The sequence below is a fragment of the Streptomyces sp. NPDC016851 genome (genome assembly GCF_055562795.1).
Genome location: NZ_JBVHEP010000001.1, coordinates 550,275 through 572,897, shown reverse-complemented (window position 1 = coordinate 572,897; position 22,623 = coordinate 550,275). Strand labels below are relative to the sequence as shown.

Genomic DNA, 22,623 nt, shown 5'->3' with positions numbered 1-22,623 from the left:
GCCAAGCTTTCTGCCTGTGCAGCTACAGGGCCTATTTGGGTTTCTGAACGTTGAACGCCATCGGGCCATCGTATCTAAAGGCGATCAATGCAGTTACTTGCTCATTCTCGTCGCTCCCCCGGAGCAAACCCGAGGCAGAGGGGTTCATAAACACTTCCAAGCCGTTCGCAATGCTGATCGTACCTGCGGTCGGCTTGTTGATCGACTTTACTCGCCCAGGAACCCGTCGCAGAATCGTGGGTTCTGGGCTACCACTTCTGCGGTCCCATCCAGCCAGGTCTGAATGATGTACGAGACCTGCGATCCCAGTGCCCTCTCCCAGCCATTCGTAGGGGAACCGTCTGTTGCCAAACCATGCGGCGCGTTCACGACTGCGTTCAAGCTTGCGCTGATAGTCGCCGACCGCGGCACTATGGCCCGACATGGCCAGGAGGAATGTAACGACATAGTCGTAAAAGAGCGCCTCGCGAGTTCCTTCGGAGCTGGCCCAGCCGCCGACCAGATCGGCTGCCTGGTCGAGAGAGGCATCTGTAAAGCGGGCGGCCCAAATCCATTCCAGAAGGCTCCGCGAGTCTCGTGGATTATCCTTGAGATTCTCTTGAAGCAGGCTTACGGCCTGCCTAACGTCCTTATGTGGCGCCTTACGCCAGGAGCCGGCCCGATTCCGGTAGGCCCGCGCCAGCCTGCGACGGATCGGCGGCTTCGCCAGGTCAGCTCGTTCAAGGAGGTTGCGCCACCCTTGAAGCAGACCGGAATAGTCGTCGTAGAGCTCCTTGAGCTGGTTCTCCGCACGTTCGGCGGAGTAAGACGCGCGGTCAGATCCTCGGATTTCTCTAGCTGCTTCAAGGCTTCCCTCAGCTTCGGCGAGTAGGTCTCTATAACTGCCGGCGGATGGGCGGGCCAAGAACTGGGCGTACTTGCTACACCCGGACACTCCATAACCGAACTCAATAACGGAAATATTTGTCTGCGCCAAGGCAATATGACCGTATTCAGTGGCGTCGTCGAGTTCGGACACAGCCCGAAACGCTTCGCCTGCCGATTGACAGAGAGAAAGGACTTCCTCTTCTTTCCCGGCAGCACTGCCGCTACGATCGCGAATCCGCGCGCGCATCTCGTTACGGAATACCATTCCACGCATGTGGTGCAGGAGAGGATCCTTGGGTGAGAGCGCAATCGCCCGATCCATTGCATCGAGGGCTTCTACAAAGTCACCTGCATCATAGGACAGAAGACGACCCAAATGCGCCCAGTAGTGCGGCTCGTCAGGAAAAGCAGAAACAAGCTCCCTGAGGATTTGAATCCTACCGGGGGACGAGACATTTTGCATGAGCTCGGTGTACGTCGCGTTCGCGGGAGTCTCAATATCAAGCGAATCCCGACTCTCACGGGTCGTGAAGAGACGGTCCAAAATAACCTTCATATCATTGGGTAGACGCTGGCCAAAGACATTAACGGTCAATTCGATGAGCTGCAGGCTCCAGGTGGGAAGTGCGGCCTTCCAGTCCTCGCTCCCCGGCGCGGCAACAGAAGGCGCCAGCAACTGTCGCAGTATCTCCTCGGCGATGAGACTGTGCGACGTACGCCATGCCCCCTTGGGCTCCTCAACCAAGAGAGCGGCCAATGTGGAGGTGATTTCTCTGTCCAAGCGGACCGACTCAGACAGCGGCACATTCAAGCTCTCCGCGAAGAGGTCAGCCGGGACTGGGACCCCACAGAAATAGTGAGACATGCTGATGAAGATCGCAACCTCGCGCTCTACCTCAGACAAGTCCATCATAAATTGTTCAACGTAGCTGCGCAGCCCTTGGAACTCCGCACCGAAGGCTGTCAAGGCATAGAAGAATGGGACATTGTTGTCGCCTGCACGCGCCGCAAGCTCGAATAGCTCGGCTCCCCGGTCCGGGGCGAGCTCGCTGAATCGCCGGGCCATCTCTTGCCGCTCAGTACGGCTTGCCAGCGCACCCACGTGCTGGCTTCGATACCGACGCTCCCCTTCCGGGCTATTGGAAGGAGCTTGCTTGCCGCGACTTGAGCCGCGTCGAGTAGTAATGAGCAGAACAGCCGGGACTGAACTCGCGCGCAGCGCCTCAAATACGCTACGAAGAGTGGAGTCTGGAACTAGCTCGGCAACCACCAGTACGGAGGTGTCGCACAGTTGAGCCAGCTCTCCCACGGCCTGGACGAGAACAGTCTCGTCAACAGAGCCGCGCACGTAGACGGTGGGAAATTCACCCCTCAGGTCCCAAGCCGCCCGGCGAGCCATCGTAGTGCCGCCTGCGCCTGGGGAATGTGTCAGCATCACCCGCAGAGTGTTGCGTTGCCGGAGACTTGGCCGTAGCACTTCGTCAATAAGATTTTTCGTCTCTGCACGATCAACGTCGAGGCCCAATCCCAGTTCGAACCATGTGATGGGCCTACCCTTGTAGAATGCGTCAGATTCGGCATCGCGTTCACCAGTGACGCCGACCTCGGAATGCAGCAGTTCCATCCAGTCGGAATACCGACTGATCAACTCCTGCGGCAGCACGACAGGGCCGTCCTGTCCCGGAAGGGTGGCTACTCGGGCGGCCTTGACGGTAGAAGTGGCCTCGGGGATAGCGAGTAAAAGTTCGTCTGGATTGCATGAGATGTTTTCCGCCGCATATTCGGAGAGATCTCCAGAATCCGTTGCAGAAACTACGAGCACACGGACCCGCTCACCGAAGGCATCGACGCAAGCTTCCACGACGGCGCGCTCCGCACCTCGTGGTTCGCCAAGACAGACCACCGTTGCCGGGTGTGACATAACCTGCGACACAGCCTCAATGGCCTGTGCGACGAAACGGCGATGCCGAAAACGCCACTGCCGGATTTCTGCTACAGGGTCAATAGGGTCCATGTCACTGAGACCTGCCGCTGCAAGCCAAACGGTGCTCGAGCGACCAAAAAGCGGGTCCTGTCCCATGGTGACCAGCCGTCGATCACCAGGCGAGCCGAGTGCAGCCGCCCAGCCGCCGTCAATGTCCGTTGACGAATTGAGGTCAACCACAACCCTCCAGCGCAACAACGAAATCTTCGCTTGTGATTCTGGAGTGAGCCGGGCGGAGTCGACGACCAAAATTGTGGTATGCGTTGCCGACCAGTCTGCGCATGCTGCGGCCAACGTTTCGAAGGCTCTCGCGGTATCGAAGGATGCTGGCTCCCGCGCTCCCAGAAGGGAAGCACTAGGTGCGTCAGTTGGCGCTTCGATTCCCCGGGTAGCGCAGAATCTACCCAGCGCCTCGCAGGCCAATTCGAAGCACCACTGCTTCATCGACACATCGGGCAGTCGCGCGGCAAACATCAACGCATTCGCAGCCAACGCAAGCTGAGCCTGATCCTGCCAGTGGTCGAGGAGTCCCAGTTGGGAGGCGAATTGATCACCGACCTGGTTCACTGCCTTGATCAGTCCAAGCAGCCCAGCGACCTGCAGGTAGTCCGACTGTTCCAGCGCGGGGTCAAGGAGAAACTCTGATACAGCTTGGCGCTTGAGTTCGCCCAAGTCGGCGACCTCATCCATGAGCATTGATAGCAACAGATGGCCGGGGTCTCGGGCAAGCGGAGCCTCTCCCGCGTAAGCGGAAAGATCGATCAGTCGATACCCAGACGGGTTGGGGAGGGGTTTCTGCGGAATCAGGATGTTGTCGGCATGCAGATCTCCGTGCGCACAGCCCACGACTACCATGAGACGTTCGCTACTAAGCGCCTCCTGCCAAGTACCCGTAGACGTCCAGGCCAGGGCATTGGGCACAACGTTACCGGTTCGGCCTACTACCCAGAGCGGTGCGGGGCTACCAGGGTCCGCTCCGTACGCCATCTGGTCGGCAAGCAGGTCCAGAGGGCCACCCTTGTCGATTCTGCTGCCGAGCAGATCGCGGAAGAAATCGACCGCGGTGACTGGCTTGGTCCTGGGGGCTGGATTCCAATCCGATAGGACGGAACGAACCACAGTTGCCGTCACCTGAGCCAGGTCAACGCCCTGGATCGCTGAGAGAGGACGAATTGCCCGCAGCGACCCACCGGCAACCTCCTGGAACATGATCGACCAGCCACGCGAGCCGCGGATGGGCTCAACCGGCTGAGTCACCAGGTGAGCAGCGGCAAACTCGGGGGACGCCTCAAGCGCCTCGGCGTGACGTTGGGCCTCTTTGCCAGTCACCTTGCCAGGTGGACAGACCTTCATGATCAGCCCGACTGCGGCACGCCCAGGAATGTTGAGAACCACGGTAGCGAGGAGAGCACCGCTCAATCCCGGAGTGATCCACCGGTCGAAGTGCAGGGTCGTCCCCGAGTCGGTGAGCCACTTAGCCAATGCCGTTTGAACGGCTGGATCGACCGCGATCGTAATCTCTTGTGGGACGGGCACCGAGCTAACAGCCGAGTCACTCTTGTCTGATGCCGACACGGACCGCCCTCACAGTCTGATGCAGAATCACCGATGGTGAGCATAGGGCAACCGAAGGGTTGGCGCTGCTCTCACCGAGAGATCCATGTGACCTACCGACACGGAGGTACACGGTGGGGAACGCGCGGCAACGGCTGCAAGGAACCACGAGGCCCTCTCTATGGTTGGCATCGTCGTCCCGCATGCCCCGGATCCTTGGCAACACAACCGTCACGGTGTTCCGCTAGTGCCACCCGCTCAGTGACACTTCAGGGCCATCAGAGAGGTACCGCTGGAGCGCACTGGCGGTAGTGTCCACAAACCTGTCGGGGATGGAGTCGGCGTCGACCCACCGGACCTGAGCGTGCTTGCGTGGTTCGCGATTCTCGGGTTCGCCGGTCCACTCATGGGCGGCGAAGACGACAGTGAGGAAGCCATTGGGAGCCTCAACGCCCCATGCGCCGTGGATGATGTGGGCGACCTTCAAGGACTCGGGCTTCACGGTCAGGCCGGTCTCCTCGTACAGCTCCCGTACGGCAGTCTCGGTGATGGGCTCGCCGGGCTCGCTCTTGCCGACAGGAAGGTCCCACATGCCCTGGGCGAACTTGGCGTTCTGGCTGCGCTGTAGGAGGACGACGCGGTTGGTGGCCTTGTCGTGGACGATGACGGCGGCGACCAGCAGGGTCATCGATTCGAGGGCGGGCTTGAGGGCTTTGGGCTGGTCATCGGTTGTCCGCTGAGCCACGGTTGCGTCCCTTCATCGGCCGGTTGTTGGGCAGCTTAGGCCAGTGCTTCGCGTGCCCGGCGGGCGAGCTCGGCAGCTCCGGGCACTCGGCGGTGCTGGTAGATGGAGAGGGTGGAGCGGAGTGACGTGATGGCCTTGCGGGCGCGGTCGGAGGTCATGCCCTCCATGAGGGTCAGGGCCTGAGACCAGGCAGCAACTGCCTCGTCGGCGCGGGCCTGAGCGGCGAGGCTGTCGCCAAGGTCGGCGTAGGTGAGGGCGTGGACGCGCTTGTACTTCTCGAGGTCCCAGCGGATCAGGGCGTCGCGGTGCTGCTGTTCGGTGCCGACGTGGTCGGCGAGGTCGGTGAGCGTGCGGGCTGTGTGGCTGGCGACAGTGCCGGCGGCTGGGCCGCTGACGCGGGAGTAGCTGGGCTGAAGGCCGTCGTCGCGCAGAAGGGCGTCTTCGGCGGCGAGCAGGGCGCGGGCCGCTGCGGTCTTCTCGCTGACGGCGGCGTACGCGCGGGCATGGGTGATGTGGAGCAGGGCTTCGGTCCGGCCATCGACGTGGCCGAGGCCCCGCCGTAGGGCACCTTCGACGAGGTCAACGCAGTGGTGGGGTTGCTTGAGGCTGAGGGCCTGGTGGGCGAGGGCGCGCATCATCCAGGCGGCGTGGCCGTGTGGGTCGGCTTCGCAGGCGAGTTGGTAGCCGACCTGGTAGTAGCGCTGGGCGGCGCCTTCCTGGCCGAGGTCGTGGTGCTTCCAGCCTGCCAGGTAGGCGAGTTCGGCCACTGCGCCGAAGGCCGCTTGCCGTAAGGCTTCATTCGGGAAGCGCCCGCGGAGCATGGGGGCGGCGGTGTCGGCGAGATAGGCAGTGACCGTGGTCAGGCCACGACCGCCGCCGAGGCGTTCGTCTGCCGCGCTGAAAGCTGCGGTGATCTGGCGTACGACGTCCACGTCCTCCGCCCCGACCACGGAGGTGCCGGTGCGGGCGCGGAGCATGCGAGCGGTCGCCTCGTGGTCGTGGGCGAGGGGCATGGCGACGCCGGCGGTGGTAAAGGCGGCCACCGCGAGGAAGCGGCGGCGCTCGACATCGGCGCGGCCCAGGTCGGTGCGGCCAGGACGGGATCCCACTCGTCCGTCCCCTCAGCATCCGGTGCCCGGAGCCCGATCTCGACCAAGGTGACGGTGCGGCCTGCCCGCCGGGACAGGGCCTCGGCGAGGTACTTCCCGGTCCGACCGGTCGGCTGGCGGGTGCCTTTCGACCAGTGGGAGACGGCCGACTTGTTGGTCTGGAGGATCTCGCCGTTCTCGGCGGCGATGCGCCGGATGTCCTTCGCCAGGGCCTCGTAGGTGCAGCCGATCGCCTCGATGACGTCACGCAGGCGGGAGTTGGGACCTCTCGGCGCTGCCACGATCGCCTCCCGTCCGCAGCTGTAAACCGCGTATACCGCTTCAACTGCCTCTCACCGTACCCACTGTGCGTGACGGAGGATTCACTAATCATCAACCGCCCGGCCCCGGTCCGACACCGTGACCAGGCTCCCCCCTTCAGCCGGGCGGCCCCCGAAGTTCCGTACGCCTACACCGGGTTCAGGCACCCGTGTGCCCGCCCCCGGCCGATCAGAGACGGAGACACGGTGACCACCATCGACACCGCAGCCATCACGGTCGTACTGCCCGAGGCGTTCGACGAGCGCTGGAGCCGCCTGCCCGGCATCCAGGTCGACGGCCGGCGCATCACCATCGACCCGGCTGAGTACTTCTTCCGCTTCGAGTCAAACACGTGGCTCGTCGCCGACTGGGAGCTGGTCAAGTCCCGGCTCCTGCATGTGGAGGAAACCACCGAGAGCGCGGTCGAGCAGCTCACGCTGGAGTTCATCAAGACCCACGCCCAGTCGACCTCGGACGCCGCCCGCGTGCTCGCCACCGCCTACGAGGTGTACGCCTACCTGTTCCGCGACGAGCACCTGGCCGGCCTCGGCCTGCCGCAGATCACCGCCGAGCACCTGCGGATGCTGCGCGAGGCAGCCACGCTGATGGCGCTCAACAAGGTCGCGCTGGACGGACACATCTCCAACGTCGGCCCGTGCTGGTTCTTCCCCGCCGCCACCTCCGTCGTCTTCGACCTGGACGACGAGATGGGCGGGACGCTCGACGAGGTCTACCACGGCGGCTGGTTCAACGAGCACCGCCGCATCGAGTCCATCAAGGCCCACGCCGCCCTCGGCGGCCGGCTCGTGCACGGCTGCCAGTCCGTGCCGGACCAGTCAGGCGGGGTCGTGGCGCCCTACGGTGCCTCGATGGCCACCTTCCGCGACGACCTCGCCACCTTCAAGGCCGAGTGGATCGAGCAGGTCTACGCCCACCGCGTGAGCCCCGCCGCGTAGCACCACTGCCCTGGCTCCGGGGCGGGCCGGCACCTCTCGCCCGCCCCGGACGCCGCCAACCCCACGGGAGCCCCCACATGACCGCGAACCCCAGCACCGAACTCCTCGACCACCTGCTCACCCTGACCGGCCGGACCACCACTCTTCGCGAGGAGGTGCGCGTGTGGTCCATGTCCGGCGTCGAACGCCTGACCTTCACCGACGACACCACGAGCATCTTCAAGTACGCCAAGAAGCCGTTCGACAGCGAGGATCAGGCACTCCGGCTGGCCCACACCCTCGGTGTGCCCGTACCCACCGTTCACTCGTCCGCCGTCCTGGACGGCTGGCTCGGGATGCTGCTGGAAGACCTCGGCGCCCCCATCCGCGAAGCCGACGACCTCGACGGCGCAGCCGCAGCCGTGGTCCTGCACCGCACCCGAACCGCCTCCGCCCTCCCCGTCCTCGACCAGGAGCGGCTGCGCACCCTGCCAAGCCGGGCCCTGGACCACCTCGCCCAGCTCCGCAAGGCGGAACGGTGGCAGGACGCGGACGACATCGAGGACGCGCTCGAGCGGATCGCCCACGCTGCCGAGGAACGCTCAGCCGGTACGACCGTGGCCCCGTTCGGCTGGGTGCAGTCCGAGTTCCACCCCACCAGCCTCCACATCCGCCGACACGGCTGGCGCCTGCTCGACTTCGCCCGCGCCTTCACCGGCCCCGGCCTGCTCGACCTCGCCAGCTGGCACGGCACCATCGACGAACCCGACCCCGTCCGCCTGCGCGTCTTCCTGGAGACCTACGTCTCCGAGGGCGGCACCCCTGACGCCCTCTCGGAACGAGGCGGTCTCCCCGCCGAGAAGTGGGCGCTGGGCTGGCACCGCATGTGGGCCGTCGAGTGGTTCATGGAGCAGTCCATCCGCTGGATCAACGACCCGGCCACCGACCCTGCCTACATCAAGACCGTCCGCCGCCACCTCACCGACGTCCTCCACCTCCTGGAGGTCTAGGTGCTCGCCCAGGCTTCCCCCTGGTACGTCCATGCCCTCCAACGCACCACGGCCAGCCCCGCCGAGCCGCTGTCCGTACCTGCGCGGATGGAATGGACCACCCGCCCCGGCAGCGGCCCCGGAGCCGAGATCCTCGGCCCGGACCTACGCCACAAGCGGCTGCTGGAACTCGGCTGCGGCCCCGGCCACAACGCCGCCCACCTCGCCACTCGGTACGGCGCCCAGGTCACCGCCGTCGACCTTGTCGGCCTCCAGGTCCGCCGAGCCCGCTCCCACTACGGCCGACTGAACAACCTGACCTTCGTCGCCGGCCACGCCCTGCACTACCTGCAAGCCTCCGACGAGCGCTTCGACGCGATCTACTCAGTCTTCGGAGCCATCGGCCTCGTAGCCCCCAAGCTTCTGCTCCCGGCCATCGCCCAGCACCTCAAACCCGGGCGCACTCTCGCCTTCTCCGTTCCTCACCCCCAGCGCGGTGGTCTACGCCCCGCCACCGACGACCGGCCCCGCCGCGACTACGCCGCCCTCCCCGATCTCACCCGACTACCCATTGCCCGCTGGGACTTCGACGCCGAACGCTGGGAGAAACACCTCGGCCGCGCGGGCCTCTGGCTCGCCTCGGCCCAGGAGTTCCACGACGCCCGTCACGTCCGCTGGCCCACCACCCTGCTGATCACCGCGCGCAAGCTCTAATGCCTCATCCCGGCTCCCTTGGGAGAAACCGATGCGCCCGCCCTACCTACTCCTTGACGTCGACGGCGTCCTCGTACCCTTCCCGGACGCGGAGGGGGCCAGCCCGACGACCCACACACGGCACGACGTCGTGCCCTCTGGCCGAGACCCCGACGTCCCCGTGACCATCTGGCTCAACCCGGCGCACGGTCCCTTGCTCATGCAGGTGATCCGGACCGGCCTGGTCACGCCCGTCTGGTGCACCAGCTGGCGCCAAGACGCCACCACCCTGATTGGCTCGCTCCTCGGCGTCCCGAGTTTGCCGTACGTCGACCTGCCGCGCCCGCAGATCACGACCAGCCACCCCAACGGCTATCTCTGGAAACGCGACCACGTCGACACCTGGCTCGGGGACGTACCCGCCGTCTGGATCGACGACGACTTCACCAGCCTCGACCACACCTGGGCAACGGAACGCAGTGCCCGCGGTCAGGCGACTGCCCTTGTTCAGCCTGATCCCCACGTCGGGCTGCTGGCCGAGCACTTGGTCGAAATCCTGGCGTGGGCCGTGCGGTTGCCCGTCACGCAGGCGGGTGCCGCTAGCGTTCCACACGGAGCCGAAGCCACGTAGCGGAGACAAACCGTAGGAAGGGGTGTTGCCCTCGCCACCACACGCGAGGGCAACACCCCTTGCTCGGCAAGGCCGGCCAGGAGCTACAGGCGCTGCCGGTACTGCTGTTCGGTGGGTGTCGCCGCCGCTGGGGCTGGGGGGCGGGGTCTGCCGGGCGGAGGCCGAGGCCCTCATGGTTGACCGTCGGCGGGCGGCTTCGCCGCGGCGCTCGGGTGCGGAGTTACAGCCGGTGTCCTGGATGCGGGTGAGGTGTGCGTCTTGTTCGTCGCCGACGACTGGCCGTCGCCCGCTTCGCGCCCCTGCCAGGTCTCGCGCAGCCGACGCAGCGCCAACAGCGCGGCAACCGCTTTGTCGGATAGCGGGGGCACCTGCTCAAGTACGTAACTCAGCACCCACACGCACCCACCGAGCGCGACCACCGTCGCTGTAGCCCATCCGACCGTTTCCATTCGGACCGATTCGCCTTCCGTGAAGGGTGGTCGCTCCGAGGGCATGGCATCTCGAATCGACCACCACTGCTCTCTGGTGATCAAGTCGAGAACCAAGCCCGCACGCCGCATCTCGGTATGAAGTTGTCGAGCGTCAGCTCGCTTCTCCCCACTGGGGGAAGGCCCCCTCGACTTGCTCAGCGCGGTGGCCTCATCGGGGTGCCTTGGTTCAAGGCTCGTCGCGAAAGGCACTACGCACCCCCCAAACACTGTCGCCGTTATCGATCTGTAATCGACTCCAGGTGGCGCGCCTGTCTCGCCCGATGTGCGTCAGGAAGCCTCGTCGACTGCGGCCGCATCCACTCGACGCTCCTCGGCTTCCTTGGCCTTCATGAGCACGATCAACGCGTCGAGGACCTCCGCAACCCGCTTGCAAGTCTCGATGTAGTCGACCGCAGTCTTCAAAGACACAGAGCGTTGCTCGCCGTGGGCCACCTCATTACGCAACCGGGATAGGTCTCCAATCGTGTCAGGCAACGGCTCCGGCAGTCCTCGCGCCGTCAGCAGTCGAACCGGGTTACTCGATGGCGTCAGCCACCGAATGGGACGCGCCGCGTCATGGCCCCCTTCCCTGAAAAGCAGCTCACCAGTGCGCTGTTCCACCTCTGCCCAGGCAGCTAGGATTGCGGCACTTCCGCTCGCCTCTGCGACTCGTACGAGCGCATCAAATGTTGCCGAGGCTGCGGCCTCTCGAACATTGCTCTCCGCCTCGACGAAGCGACCCGTCTCGCCTTGGTCCACGTCATCAGCAGCGGGCAGGGGCGTAGATTCAGACGCTTCTCGCACCTCATGCACTCGCGCGGCGAACTCAGCTTCACCGCCCGGGGTCCTCAATACCGTGAGGCGCTCGAACAGGTCACGAAGCTCCGCGCGGAACAGCAACGCGCAGAGCATGAAGACCACGGGCCACACAAGAGCCTTGACGAACTCAAGGATCAACTTCGTTATCTCCACCACCACATCATGAGCGAGCGCCCGCTGCTCGGAGGTGATTCGTACCCAAACCGATCACCAGCACCGACGGCGAGCATGTCGGCCAAAAGCAGGAACGGTGTCTACCTCTACCGGCGCTGTCGGCGCTGCTGTTCGGCAGGCGACGTGGTCACCGCTGGGAGCTGACCGCTTCGGGTCTGCTCGAGGGGGACCGAGCCCGCGATGGTCGAGCGTCGGCGAGCGGCTTCGGCGCGGCGGTTGGGCGCTGGGTTTCGGCAGGTGTGCTGAATGCGGGTGATGAGCACGCGGGCGGGTTCGCGGGCGGTGATCAGCTCGCGCTGGGCAGCGGCTTCCTTGAGGAGTTCGTGGGGTTGGTGGCCGCGGGCTTCGGCATCGGCGAGGACGGTGGCGAGCGCGGGCCAGGCCAGGTCGGAGAGGATTCGCTCGGCGTGGTCGGGGACAGCGGCTCGTACGTCGCTGGCCAGAACGCGGCGGGCTTCCTCCTTGGGCGGCCGGGCCGTTAGTTCGGCGAGCGTCGGGGCGAGAGCGCGGTCGGCGGCCGTCTGGAGGTGCTGGACGGCCTGGCGGGCGGCGTCGGCCTGGTGGGCGTGGTTCTTCGCTTCGTGCCAGCGCCCGGCGACGACGGTGGCCCAGACGAGGGCTGCGACCAGGGCGGCCAGTGCGCTGCCGTCGGGGCCGGTGGCGGTGTGGACGATGTCGCGTGCCGCGCGGCGCAGGGCGTGGGCGGCACGGTCTTCCGCCCGGACTTGGGAGCGCTGGGCTCGGCTGAACGCCTTCGAGGCGGCCCGGAGTTCGGCGCGCAGATTGGCGGGTGCCTTCTGAGCGGTGGCTTCGATCAGTTCACCGAGGGCGGTGATGTTGGCCTGGGCGTGGGTGTCGTCGGCGAGGTCGGTGTGGAGGGTGTCGAGGGCGTCGGTGGCTTGGTGCCAGGGGGTGCTGGGGTGGTTGCGGCGGGCGGTGGGGTGTTCTTCGGGCTGGCTGGATTCGAGGCGGGTCTTGATTTTGGGCAGGGAGAGGTCGGGGGAGATCTTGCTTCCGGGGTGGTAGATCTGCTCGCCGGCCTCGTTGACGTCGCCGGGGCGGCCGGCAGCGTATCCCAGGAGATCGCCTGACGGGCCGCGCCGGACCTGGACCTCGATGCCGCTGGCTTCGAGGTAGGCGATGAATTCCTCGGCGCCTGTCACGTGGGGGATGGCGGCACGGATGCGGTCCTGGAGCCACTCGGAGCTGGGCTGTTCCCAGCCGAGGCGTTCGGCCTTGTGCATCTCGGCCTGGGTGGGGCGGCGGGCGCCGGTGCGATCCCCCTTCTTCAGACGGCGCAGCCCGTAGTCCTTCTCGATCTCGCGGCAGGCGTCGCCGACGCGGAGGCCGCTGTCGTGGAGCTTGGGACGCCGTCCGTCTTCGCGGACGGTGGTGGCGAGGATGTGGATGTGGTCGTCGGCGTGGCGTACGGCGATCCAGCGGCAGGCCAGGTCGTCACCGGCGGGGGCGATGCCGGCGGCCTGGACGATGCGCTGGGCGATCTCGGCCCACTCGGTGTCGGAGAGGTAGCGGTCCTCGGGGGCGGCGCGGACGGGGCAGTGCCAGACGTGATCGGTGACCGGTTTGCCGAACTCGCTGTTGCGCAAGGAGACCGGCTCGTCGAGGTCGTGGCCGAGTTCGGTGAGGGTGGCGTTCTCGTCGCGGCCGGGGTCGGGCATGCCGAGCATCGCGAAGCCGGCCACGATGTGCGGGTCGAAGTGCTCGTCGTGGGTTCCTCGGCCGTAGAGGTAGGCGAGCAGGCCCCGGGTGTTGGTCCCGGCGGGCTTGATGGCGGCGATCACGGTTCAGACCTCCTCCGGGTCGGCGGGCTGGCGGAGGGCCTCGGCGATCAGCTCCAGCAGGTGGTGGAGTTCGGTGAGGCGCTGGCGTATGTCGGGTGGGGTGTGGTCGCTGTTGAGGGCGCGGGCGATCTGGTTGACGTTGACGCCGATCCGGTTGAGCTGGCGCAGGACCTGGGCACGGAAGTGGTGTGTGCGGCGGCGGTCCTCGGACAGGGGCAGGTTGGCGGTGAACCGGCCGGTGATGAAGGCGAGGACGATGTCGGCGGCGAAGCCGGAGTCCCCCTTGTAGCCGTGCTCGACGGCTGCCTCCTGAAGACGGGCTCGCTGGTCGCCGGTGAAGCGCAGCGGGCCGACACGGTCGTTGCGCTTGGTGCCGGTGAAGCGGCGGATCGTGGGCTGCACGCTCTGCACGGCAGGCTCGCCGGCGGCGACGGCTGCGCTGTCTACGGGGCGCAGGACGGCTCGCTGGACGGAGTGAAGCGTGTCCAGGTCGGAGCCGCCCTCGGCTCCGACCCCCTGGTCCGGCGCCCCCTGGCGCTGGGCCGTCTCCGCCACCCCCGGGGCGGAGACCCCCGAAGTCCGGCCTTGAGTCGGACTCGGGGTACTACTGGCTCCGCCAGGGGCAGCCCGTCCGAACGCGCGGCGCAAACGCCCCATCAGCGTAGGGGACTTCGTCAGCGGCAGCGGCTCGTCGGGAGTGTGGTTGGAGCGGTGCGGGTCGTGCGTCACGGGCGGTTCTCCGGAAGGGGCGGGGACAGGCGGGTCGGAGGCAAGGACTGAGGGAAGGACTGGCGGAGTGCTGGTGGCCAGCGCTCCATCCACAGGTGTGGATAAGCGGGCGGTGAGCGGTGCGGTGGTCGGCTGGCCGGGGTGACCGGAAGGGGTTCCGGTCACCCCGCTGGATTTCCGGTCAGCTTCCGCTCGGACCAGTCGTCGTGGCGGCGGCTTCGATTTCGGGCCGGAGCATCTCCATCACCTCGGTCTGCCGCTGGCTGCCGATCGTCAAGTCCCTGTCCTTGACGGCCTTCCGGAGAAGGGAGCGGCTGAGTGTGCCGTGCTCAGCGAGGGCAAACCGGCCGATCGCCACGAGCTCCGCGAGCGTGGCCTTGGGCGGACGACCACCGCGCGGCTTGCTCTCCGAAACCTCGGGCGGTGGTTCCGTCGGCTGGACGGAACCGGCGGCCGGAGGCTCAGCGAGCCCGACCGGCTCGGCGGGCTTGGCGGGCGCGGTGACCGGTGATTCTGGCGACTGGAAGGGCGCGGCGTCCAAGTGGTCGGCAGGTTGGTCGACCACTTGGTGAATCTGCCGCATCAGGACACCGAAGGCCAGCAGCGCGGCAGTCGGGGGAACCGCGGCGACCACATAGTCGAGCAGGGGCACGATGCCTGCGTTGCCTGTGCCGCTGACCCCGGCCACGTTGAGTGCGATGGAGCCGACCGATCCGGTGGCGGTGAGGGCGATCGCCCAGCCGTCGGTGACGCGACGCAGACCCGCGCGGAGCATGAGCAGTTCGCCCGCGACGATGAACGCGTCCAGGGTCGCCGGCCAGGCCCACTGGCGGATCGGGGAGCTCTTGAGGCCGTGCTGTCCGGCGACCTCCGCCAGGTGTGCGTACGACAGCCAGAATCCGCCGGCGGTGAGGACCACGATGACGACTCCCGCCGCGACGAGCGCGTATCGCTCGGCAGCCTGCTTGGTCGTCATCGGCCGCCTTTCGCCAGGGCGCTGGTCCTGGTGGGTGGGTGTGGAGAGGGTGGTCAAGCGGGGTTCTCCTGGGGTGGTGGCGTGGTCCGTCTTTGCCGTCTTGGCCGTTGCAAGCGCAGGTCAAGGCCGGTACGGCAGGGGGCTCAACGTTCCGTCTTGGCGGTGCCGTCGCGCCTTGGAGGCACGCACGGGCGGTGAGGGCTGCGGTTCAGTGGCCGTGGACGGATCGGATCCGTCTTGGCGTCCCGGCCGCATGCGCTGTGACCTGCGGTGATACGGCGAGGACGCCAGGGACGGCACAAGACGGAAGCGGGCGGCGTCCCGGCGGGCAGCAACGACGGTCATGATCGTGTTGCCGTCCTAGCCCCGGTTGCCGTCTTGCCCGTGTGCCGTTTGACCTGCGGGATTACGGCAGGGACGGCAAGGACGGCAACCGTGGGCGGGGCGGGGGCTCAGCCCTCGCTGCGGGCGGGGCCGGTGTCGACCGGGTGGACGGTCGGGCAGTAGCGGCGCCACGCGTCGAGGAACTTGTTGCGCGTGTAGCCCTTGCGCTGGGTGCCGTCGGCGAGGCGGACGTTGCCGGGCCTGATGTCGAAGTCGCGCAGCAGCGAGCCGAGCTCACGTGGGCTCAATCCGTTGCGACCCCACTCCGCCCAGGGGCCTTCCAGGTCCTGGCGCAGGTGGTGCAGGAGTTCGTCCGTGGAGAGGCTGTCGACCTCGCGCTGGGCGACGAAGACCCGGCGGATGTCGGCCAGGATCCGCGCTGAGCTGGGGTGGTCCTCCTCGGCCGCCGCTTCGGCTGTGACCATCTGCGCGCACGCCGCGCGGGCGAGGCGGGGCCAGGGCCCGGCGGCGAGGTCGGCGACGATCACCAGGGGCTCCCAGGTGTCGGCAGCGCGGTCCTCCACCGGCATGGCCGGTTCCAGGTCGGCTGCCTCGTCCAGCAGCGGCCGTATCCATGCGGCGATGCGGTCGCGCAGGTCGTGGAGGGCGGGAGTGTCGCGGCGGGAGCGGAAGGGCTTGACGCTCTCGCCCTCGGCCCGGCGACGCATGCGGATCACCACGGACCGGTCCATGATCGTGTCCGGCAAGTCACCGATGCCGGCCAAGGCCGCCATGGCGAAGGTGGCGAACCGGTGGGGCGTGTGATCGTTGCCGACGACGCGGGTGACATACCGGTTGCGCTGGTGGCCGGCGTTGAGCAGGCCGCGCATCTCCTCATTCTTCTCCGCCATCTTCGGGGTGCCGAAGATGGTGTCCGCCTCGTCCACCAGCAGGGTGGGCGGCTCGTCGGTGATGGAGCGGAAGACCGCCGCCGGCGTGGTGTTGATGGTGAGCATCGGCTCGTGGACCGTCTCGGTCAGCACGTCCAGCAGCCGCGACTTGCCGCACCGCTTCGCCGGCCCGACCACCGCCAGGCGCGGGGCGTGCTGCCACGCGGGCTGCAGATGCGTCGCCACCACCCACAACGTGACCGCGTCCAGCGCCTGCTGGGAGGGAAGGATCACGAACTGGGCTATCCGTGCACGCAGTTCGTCCAACAGCTCGGAGCCGTACGTCGGCTCTGGATCCGGCACCGCTTCCTCAGCGGGCTGATCCGGCACCCGCTCATCGACCTCCGGGGCGGCTTCGGGCGCGTGGCCGGGCCGGCCGGGCACCGCGACCGCCGGCCATACCGCCTTGCCGGGTGCGGAATAGGCGCTCGGGTGTCGTAGGTTGCACAGGGCAGCTCCTTATCCGGTGACGTCGGGCATGCAGGCCCGACTCACACAGGTCGTTCGTTGGAATGCGGGCAGTGGAGTGTGCGGAGCCTCCGGCGTTGGCGCGCCGGGGGCTTTCTCGCTTCCTTGGCCGGGGCGAGGGAACACGGACAGTACGTTCATGTCCGGCCACAGCCCAGCGTTTCTGTGTCAGCTCAGCGCAGAAGCGTCTGCTATGGGCAGGGCTGGTCATGCGGCCAGGCCGAGCAGGTTCAACAGGTCGGCGGTCACGACGCGGTACGCCTTGCCCAGGCGCAGGACCTTACAGGGGTACTGGCCGCGCTTGGCCAGCTCGTAGCCCTTGCTCCGCCCCAGCCCCAGCGCCCGGTTGCCGGTGTCCAGGTCAACTGCGGCGGGCAGGGCCAGCAGCTCTTCACGCGTCATGCCCTTGGGCTGCTCGGCGGTCTCGTTGTTGCGCATGCAGTGTCCGTCCATGAGTGAGCCCTCGGCGAACGCGGCATCACGTCCGGCTCCAGGCGATCACTAACCATCATCGGGAAGTTAATGTGTCTCGATGACACAACGCCGTTTTGATCCTAGAGATGACGAGGACGACGTCCCGGAGTGGGTGGATCAGGTGATGGCCACGGTGGCCGCCGAGGTCCGCAGACGCAGGAAGGAGCTACGCATGAGCGCCCAGGACCTGGCCGACCGCTGCGAGGAGATCGGCCACCCGATCCCGCGCAACGTGATCGCCAACATGGAGTCCGGCCGCCGCGCCAGCCTGCCCCTGGTCGACGTCCTCGTCCTCGCCGAAGCCCTGCGGACCTACCCGATCTGCCTGCTCTACCCCGTCGGCTACGTCGACAGAGTCCAACGCCTTCCCCTTCAGCACTCCGAACCGACCTGGGATGCCATGCGCTGGTTCACCGGCGACAGCGAGGACTTCGGCATGGAGGACGACATGCTCCGCTCCTTCCGCGCCCATGTCCGCCACCAGCGCGCCGCCCTGGCCGCTTTGAAGGGCGAGAAGCACGAGCGCTGGAAGGCCGCAACGGCACCCAACCAGGCCGAACGCGAGGAAGCCGTACGGGCCCAAGCCGACTACGCCGAAAGGGCGTTGGAAGCCAAGTACCGGCTCCGCAGCGCCCGCGCCTTCATCCGCGAAGACGGCGGCACACCGCCGGCCCTGCCACCCGAACTCGCCGACGTCGACCTGCACGTCGGCAACACCGATGAGGAGAATGATCTTTGAAGGGTTCCACCCACCGCCGCTGCTACTGCCGCGACGCCCACTCCGGTAAGCCGCTCGGCAAGTCCTGCCCGAAGCTCTCTGGCCGCAAGCACGGCTCGTACTCCATACGCCAGGAGCTCCCGCCCCGCGAAGACGGCACCCGCCGCTCCTTCAGCCGCGCCGGCTACGAGAGCCTCAAGGCGGCCCAGGCCGATCTCGACCACATACGCGCGCTGCTCGGCCTCGCCGACACCGACGACCCCGAGGGCATGGCGCTGATCGCCGCCATGCTGGAGGAGGTCGGCGACGAGAAGTCGCCACTGCCCGATGTCGAGGAGACCCGGCGGCGCCTGAAGTCCGGTCAGGACCTGATCGGCCGCCTGACCGTCAGCGAGTGGCTCGACCGATGGCTCGACGGCAAGCGCATCCGCAAGTCGGGGCTCACCCGCTACGAGACCGACATCCGCTTCCATTTGAAGCCGCGGATCGGCCACCACCGTCTCGACTGCCTGCGCGTGAGCCATCTCAGCGATATGTTCACGGCCATCGCCGACGCCAATGCCGAGATCCTGGAGCAGAACGCCCAGCGCCGGGCCGCGGTCGAGGAGTTGGCCACCGTGCCGTGGAAGGGCTTGGACAACCGTGCCCGTCGCAAGGTGATAAAGACGGCGATCGATGCCATGCCGCCGTTCCGGCGTGTGACCGGTCCGGCTACCCGGCTGCGTATCAAGGCCACGCTGCGGTCTGCGTTGAACGACGCGATCGGCCAGCAGATCCTCACCTTCAACCCGGCGGCGCACGTCGAGCTCGACCCCGTGCGCAAGCCGAAGGCCCTGGTGTGGACCGACGCGCGGGTCACCAGGTGGGAGCAGACGGGCGAGAAGCCCTCCCCCGTCATGGTCTGGACGCCCGAACAGACCGGCGCGTTCCTCGACTTCCTCGCGGAGGACAGGCTGTACGCGATGTGGCACCTGATCGCCTTCCGCGGCCTGCGGCGGGGCGAGGCATGCGCGCAGCCCTGGTCGGAGACCAACCTCGATGACCACTCCCTGACCGTCTCCGCCCAGCTCGTCCAGGACGGGTGGGAGGTCGAGACCTCCGAGCCCAAGACAGACAGCGGCTTCCGCGTGGTCGCGCTCGACGACGACACCGTCAACGTCCTGAAGCGGCACCGCGAACAGCAGGACGCGGACCGCGAGGAGTGGGGATCAGCCTGGGTCGAGACCGGCATGGTCTTCACCCAGGAAGACGGCTCCTGGCTCCATCCCGGGAAGCTGACCGACCTCTTCGAGCGCCTCGTCGCCGCCTCCGGGCTCCCGCCGATCCGGCTGCACGACCTCCGGCACGGGGCGGCCACGCTCATGCTCGCCGCCGGCATCGACGTGAAGATCGTGTCGGACACGCTCGGGCACAGCGACACCCGGATCACGCGGGACATTTACCAGAGCGTCCTGCCGCAGGTCGGCAAGAACGCGGCTGAGGCCACCGCCAGGCTGGTCCCGCTTCAGCGGAAGACCGAGGCGGAGGAGGCCGCCCGTAAGGCCGCCAAGGAGGCCAAGGACAAGGCGAAAGCCGAGGCCAGGGCCAAGAAGAAGGGCAAGCGGAAGAAGCCCAAGAAGTAGGGCACCGGACCGCTCCGCTCACGCATCGCTCACGCAAGCCATCTCGCGGCACTCCGGCCGTGTGATGCATCATGCCCCGAGAAGGGAAAAACCCCAGGTCACGGCGAGTGAGTCCTGGGGTTTCTCGGAGCCGCCTTCGGGATTCGAACCCGAGACCTACGCATTACGAGTGCGTTGCTCTGGCCATCTGAGCTAAGGCGGCGCGCTGTCCGCACTATGGTGCGATCAGCAACAGCGGTAAGTCTACACAGTTTCCGAGGGTGCTCCGTACCGGCCCCGGAGGCGGCCCTCCGGGGCCGGGTGCAGCGGTTACGAGCAGCGCTTGCCGTCCGTGGGAGGGGTGCCGCGGAGGAGGTACGCGTTGATCGTGCGGTCGATGCAGGAGCTGCCGCGGCCGTACGCAGTGTGGCCGTCGCCCTCGTAGGTGAGGAGGCGGGCCGAGGAGAGCTGGCCGGCCAGGGCCTGCGCCCAGCGGTAGGGGGTTGCCGGGTCGCGGGTGGTGCCGACCACGACGATGGGAGCGGCGCCCTTCGCCTCGATGCGGTGCGGCTCGCCCGTGGCGTGCACCGGCCAGTACGCGCAGTTCAGGGCGGCCCACGCCAGCCCCTCGCCGAAGACCGGGGACGCCTTCTCGAACGCGGGCAGAGCTCTGCGCACCTCATCGGGGGTGTCGAAGGCGGGCGGCAGGTCGAGGCAGTTCACGGCCGCGTTGGCGAACATCAGGTTGCTGTAGCCGCCGTCGGCGTCCCGCTCGTAGTAGCCGTCGGACAGGACGAGGAGCCCGGAGCCGTCGTTCTCCTTCATCGCGGACGTCAGCGCCTCGCGCAGCTGCTGCCAGGAGCCCTCGTCGTACATGGCCGCGATCACACCGGTCGTGGCGAGCGACTCGGTGAGGCGGCGGCCGTCGGGGTCGCCGGTGGCGGTCGGGCGCGCGTCCAGCTTCTCGAAGAACGCCTTGAGGTTCTCGCCGACCTGCTCGGGCGAGGCGCCCGCGCCGCCCAGCGGGCAGTCCGTCTGCCGTACGCAGTCCTTCGCGAACGACCGGAACGCCGTCTCGAAGCCCGCCGTCTGTTCGAGGTTCAGCCGCCGCGCGGACAGCGACGGGTCCATCGCACCGTCCAGCACCAGCCGGCCCGCCCGGTCCGGGAAGAGCCCGGCGTACGTCGCCCCGAGGAACGTCCCGTAGGAGGCGCCGACGTAGTTCAGCTTCTCGTCGCCGAGCGCCGCCCGCACGATGTCCATGTCCCGTGCCGCCTCCACGGTGGACACATGGCGCAGCAGCCGGGGCGCGTCCGCGCCGCAGCCCTCGGCGAACGTCCGGTACGCCGCGACCAGCCCGTCGGTCTCCTTGGTGTCATCGGGCGTGGTGTCCGTCTGCGTGTACGTGTCCATCCCCGGCCCGTCCAGGCACTCGACGGGCTCGCTGCGGGCCACGCCGCGCGGGTCGACCGCCACCATGTCGTAGCGGGCCCGGACCTCGGCCGGGTAGCCGATGCCGGCGTACGCCTGGACGTAACCGATCGCCGAGCCGCCCGGCCCGCCGGGGTTCACGAGCAGCGAGCCCAGCCGCTTCCCCGGGCCGGTGGCCTTCTTGCGGGCGACGGCGAGCCGGACGTCTCCGGCGCTGGGCTCGGCGTAGTCGAGCGGTGCCTTGATCGTGGCGCACTCGAAGCCGGGGGCGCCGCAGCCGCGCCAGGCCGGCTTCTGGGCGTAGTACGACGTGAGCGCCGCGGGGGTGGACCGCGGCAGCGCGACCAGTGCCGCCGCCTCCGCCGCCGCGGTGGCGGACGTCGTCGAGCTCCCTGAGGAGCAGGCGGAGACGAGCAACGCGGCCGTGGCGAGGATGCCTGCCGCGGTCCTGGCTCCGCTGCGGGTCCGGCGGTGCAGGCCGCCGGGACGGGAGACGGAGCGGTCGGCGAAGCGGTCGGCGGAGCGGGGAGTGCGCCTTGTGTCCATCCAGCGAGCGTAACTCTGAGCGACGAAATGGATGCCCTGCGTGCGTGTCGTGCCTCGTACGAGTTACGGCGTCAACGCCACTCCACCTCGTGGGCGGGACGCGTGGTGCGCTCGGGCAAGTGCCGGCTCAGCCCGCTCTGAGCGCCATCGTCATGGCCTCCACCGCGAGCAGCGGGGCCACGTTGCGGTCGAGGGCGTCGCGGCAGGCGGCGATCGCCTCGATGCGGCGGAGCGTGGCTTCCGGGGAGCTGCCGCGGGCCAGGCGCTCCAGGACGTCCTCGGCGTCGGCGTTGGCGATGGCCACGCGGGAGCCGAGCTGGAGGGCGAGCACGTCGCGGTAGAAGGCCGTGAGGTCGGTCAGGGCGAGGTCGAGGCTGTCGCGCTGCGTGCGCGTTCTGCGGCGCTTCTGCTTGTCCTCAAGGTCCTTCATCACGCCCGCCGTACCGCGCGGCATGCGGCCGCCCTGAGCCGCGCCGAGGGCGGCCCTCAGCTCCTCGGTCTCCTTGGCGTCCGTCTCCTCCGCGAGCTGCTTGGCGTCCTCGGCGGCCGCGTCGACGAGCTCCTGGGCGGCCTTGAGCGCGCCGCCGATGTCCTCCACCCGCAGCGGCAGCCTCAGCACGGCGGCACGGCGTTCGCGCGCGGCCGGGTCGGTGGCCAGGCGGCGGGCCTGGTCGACGTGGCCCTGCGTCGCGCGGGCCGCCGCGGCGGCGACGGCGGGCTCAATGCCCTCGCGGCGTACGAGCATGTCGGCGACGGCGTCGACCGACGGCGTGCTCAGGTTCAGGTGGCGGCAGCGGGAGCGGATGGTCGGCAGGACGTCCTCGATGGAGGGGGCGCACAGCAGCCAGACCGTGCGTGGGGCGGGCTCCTCCACGGCCTTGAGGACGGCGTTGGCCGACTTCTCGTTCAGCCGCTCGGCGTCCTCGACGAGGATGACCTGCCAGCGGCCGGTCGCCGGTGACGTGAACGACTTGCGGACGGTGTCGCGCATGTCGTCGGCGAGGATCTGCGTGCCGACGGCGGCAACGGTGGTGACGTCGGCGTGCGTGCCGATCAGCGCCGTGTGACATCCGTCGCAGAAGCCGCAGCCCGGGGAGCCGCCGAGGGCCCGGTCCGGGCTGACGCACTGCAGAGCCGCCGCGAACGCCCGCGCCGCCTGGTTCCGCCCGGCCCCGGGCGGGCCCGTGAACAGCCACGCGTGCGTCATCTTCGACGCCTCGGGCGGGGGGACGTCGGTCCCGGCCGCGGTGACCAGGGCGTCGGCATCCCGGGCGGCGGCGTCCAGCTGCGCGCTCACCCTCTCCTGTCCGACGAGGTCGTCCCACACGGTCATG

General features: G+C 67.9%; 16 protein-coding genes, 1 tRNA gene and 1 pseudogene. 6 read left to right on the top strand and 12 right to left on the bottom strand.

Features of this window, described 5'->3' with window-relative positions; genetic code table 11:
- Positions 1-31: 31 nt before the first annotated feature.
- From ACZ3I3_RS02655 to ACZ3I3_RS02645, 3 genes and pseudogenes are all read right to left on the bottom strand, one after another.
- Positions 32-4,426 (bottom strand): hypothetical protein, encoded by a 4,395-nt coding sequence (locus ACZ3I3_RS02655; RefSeq protein ID WP_467361930.1) that lies wholly within the window; start codon positions 4,424-4,426, stop codon positions 32-34.
- 223 nt (positions 4,427-4,649) lie between these two features.
- Positions 4,650-5,150 (bottom strand): NUDIX domain-containing protein, encoded by a 501-nt coding sequence (locus tag ACZ3I3_RS02650; protein WP_467361929.1) that lies wholly within the window; start codon positions 5,148-5,150, stop codon positions 4,650-4,652.
- A 35-nt stretch (positions 5,151-5,185) separates the two neighbouring features.
- A pseudogene (locus tag ACZ3I3_RS02645) lies at positions 5,186-6,540 on the bottom strand (tetratricopeptide repeat protein).
- Between the two features lie 225 nt (positions 6,541-6,765).
- On the opposite strand from ACZ3I3_RS02645, the gene ACZ3I3_RS02640 reads away from it, so the two are divergent.
- The 4 genes from ACZ3I3_RS02640 (at position 6,766) to ACZ3I3_RS02625 (ending at position 9,807) form a co-directional block, all read left to right on the top strand.
- Positions 6,766-7,515, top strand: a complete 750-nt coding sequence (locus ACZ3I3_RS02640; RefSeq protein WP_467361927.1) for a hypothetical protein — start codon at positions 6,766-6,768, stop codon at positions 7,513-7,515.
- A 77-nt stretch (positions 7,516-7,592) separates the two neighbouring features.
- Positions 7,593-8,504, top strand: a complete 912-nt coding sequence (locus ACZ3I3_RS02635) for a phosphotransferase family protein (protein WP_467361925.1) — start codon at positions 7,593-7,595, stop codon at positions 8,502-8,504.
- Positions 8,505-9,197, top strand: coding sequence for a class I SAM-dependent methyltransferase (locus ACZ3I3_RS02630; protein ID WP_467361924.1), 693 nt, complete (start codon positions 8,505-8,507; stop codon positions 9,195-9,197).
- 31 nt (positions 9,198-9,228) lie between these two features.
- Positions 9,229-9,807, top strand: a complete 579-nt coding sequence (locus ACZ3I3_RS02625) for an HAD domain-containing protein (protein WP_467361923.1) — start codon at positions 9,229-9,231, stop codon at positions 9,805-9,807.
- Between the two features lie 758 nt (positions 9,808-10,565).
- On the opposite strand, the gene ACZ3I3_RS02620 is transcribed toward ACZ3I3_RS02625, so the two are convergent.
- From ACZ3I3_RS02620 to ACZ3I3_RS02595, 6 genes are all read right to left on the bottom strand, one after another.
- A complete protein-coding gene (locus ACZ3I3_RS02620; protein WP_467361922.1) occupies positions 10,566-11,249 on the bottom strand; it encodes a hypothetical protein in 684 nt (227 codons plus the stop codon).
- A 107-nt stretch (positions 11,250-11,356) separates the two neighbouring features.
- Positions 11,357-13,072 (bottom strand): relaxase/mobilization nuclease domain-containing protein, encoded by a 1,716-nt coding sequence (locus ACZ3I3_RS02615; protein WP_467361921.1) that lies wholly within the window; start codon positions 13,070-13,072, stop codon positions 11,357-11,359.
- A gap of 3 nt (positions 13,073-13,075) precedes the next feature.
- Entirely contained in the window at positions 13,076-13,627 is a 552-nt protein-coding gene (locus ACZ3I3_RS02610; protein WP_467361920.1) for a MobC family plasmid mobilization relaxosome protein, read from the bottom strand.
- Positions 13,628-13,982: 355 nt separating this feature from the next.
- On the bottom strand, positions 13,983-14,777 hold the full coding sequence (locus ACZ3I3_RS02605) for a DUF2637 domain-containing protein (protein ID WP_467361919.1): 795 nt from the start codon (positions 14,775-14,777) through the stop codon (positions 13,983-13,985).
- A 452-nt stretch (positions 14,778-15,229) separates the two neighbouring features.
- On the bottom strand, positions 15,230-16,435 hold the full coding sequence (locus ACZ3I3_RS02600) for a DUF3631 domain-containing protein (RefSeq protein WP_467361918.1): 1,206 nt from the start codon (positions 16,433-16,435) through the stop codon (positions 15,230-15,232).
- Positions 16,436-16,726: 291 nt separating this feature from the next.
- Complete coding sequence (locus ACZ3I3_RS02595; RefSeq protein WP_272171321.1) at positions 16,727-16,957, bottom strand: hypothetical protein; 231 nt, start codon at positions 16,955-16,957, stop codon at positions 16,727-16,729.
- Positions 16,958-17,051: 94 nt separating this feature from the next.
- On the opposite strand from ACZ3I3_RS02595, the gene ACZ3I3_RS02590 reads away from it, so the two are divergent.
- Together ACZ3I3_RS02590 and ACZ3I3_RS02585 are read left to right on the top strand one after the other, a co-directional pair.
- The gene (locus tag ACZ3I3_RS02590) at positions 17,052-17,732 is read left to right on the top strand and encodes a helix-turn-helix domain-containing protein (RefSeq protein ID WP_467361917.1); all 681 of its coding nucleotides are present in this window, start codon (positions 17,052-17,054) and stop codon (positions 17,730-17,732) included.
- Positions 17,729-19,333 carry a tyrosine-type recombinase/integrase gene (locus tag ACZ3I3_RS02585; protein ID WP_467361916.1) on the top strand — a complete coding sequence of 535 codons (1,605 nt, stop codon included), beginning with the start codon at positions 17,729-17,731 and terminating at the stop codon, positions 19,331-19,333. The genes ACZ3I3_RS02590 and ACZ3I3_RS02585 overlap by 4 nt, the downstream gene beginning before the upstream one ends.
- Before the next feature lie 128 nt (positions 19,334-19,461).
- Here the strand turns inward: ACZ3I3_RS02585 and ACZ3I3_RS02580 are convergent.
- The 3 genes from ACZ3I3_RS02580 to ACZ3I3_RS02570 all read right to left on the bottom strand — a co-directional run bounded on the left by ACZ3I3_RS02580 (position 19,462) and on the right by ACZ3I3_RS02570 (position 22,622).
- Positions 19,462-19,535, bottom strand: a tRNA-Thr gene (locus tag ACZ3I3_RS02580).
- Between the two features lie 107 nt (positions 19,536-19,642).
- Positions 19,643-21,289 carry an alpha/beta hydrolase gene (locus tag ACZ3I3_RS02575; RefSeq protein WP_467361915.1) on the bottom strand — a complete coding sequence of 549 codons (1,647 nt, stop codon included), beginning with the start codon at positions 21,287-21,289 and terminating at the stop codon, positions 19,643-19,645.
- A 127-nt stretch (positions 21,290-21,416) separates the two neighbouring features.
- Positions 21,417-22,622: a DNA polymerase III subunit delta' gene (locus tag ACZ3I3_RS02570; RefSeq protein ID WP_467361914.1), complete on the bottom strand. Its 1,206-nt coding sequence runs from the start codon at positions 22,620-22,622 to the stop codon at positions 21,417-21,419.
- Position 22,623 lies beyond the last annotated feature (1 nt).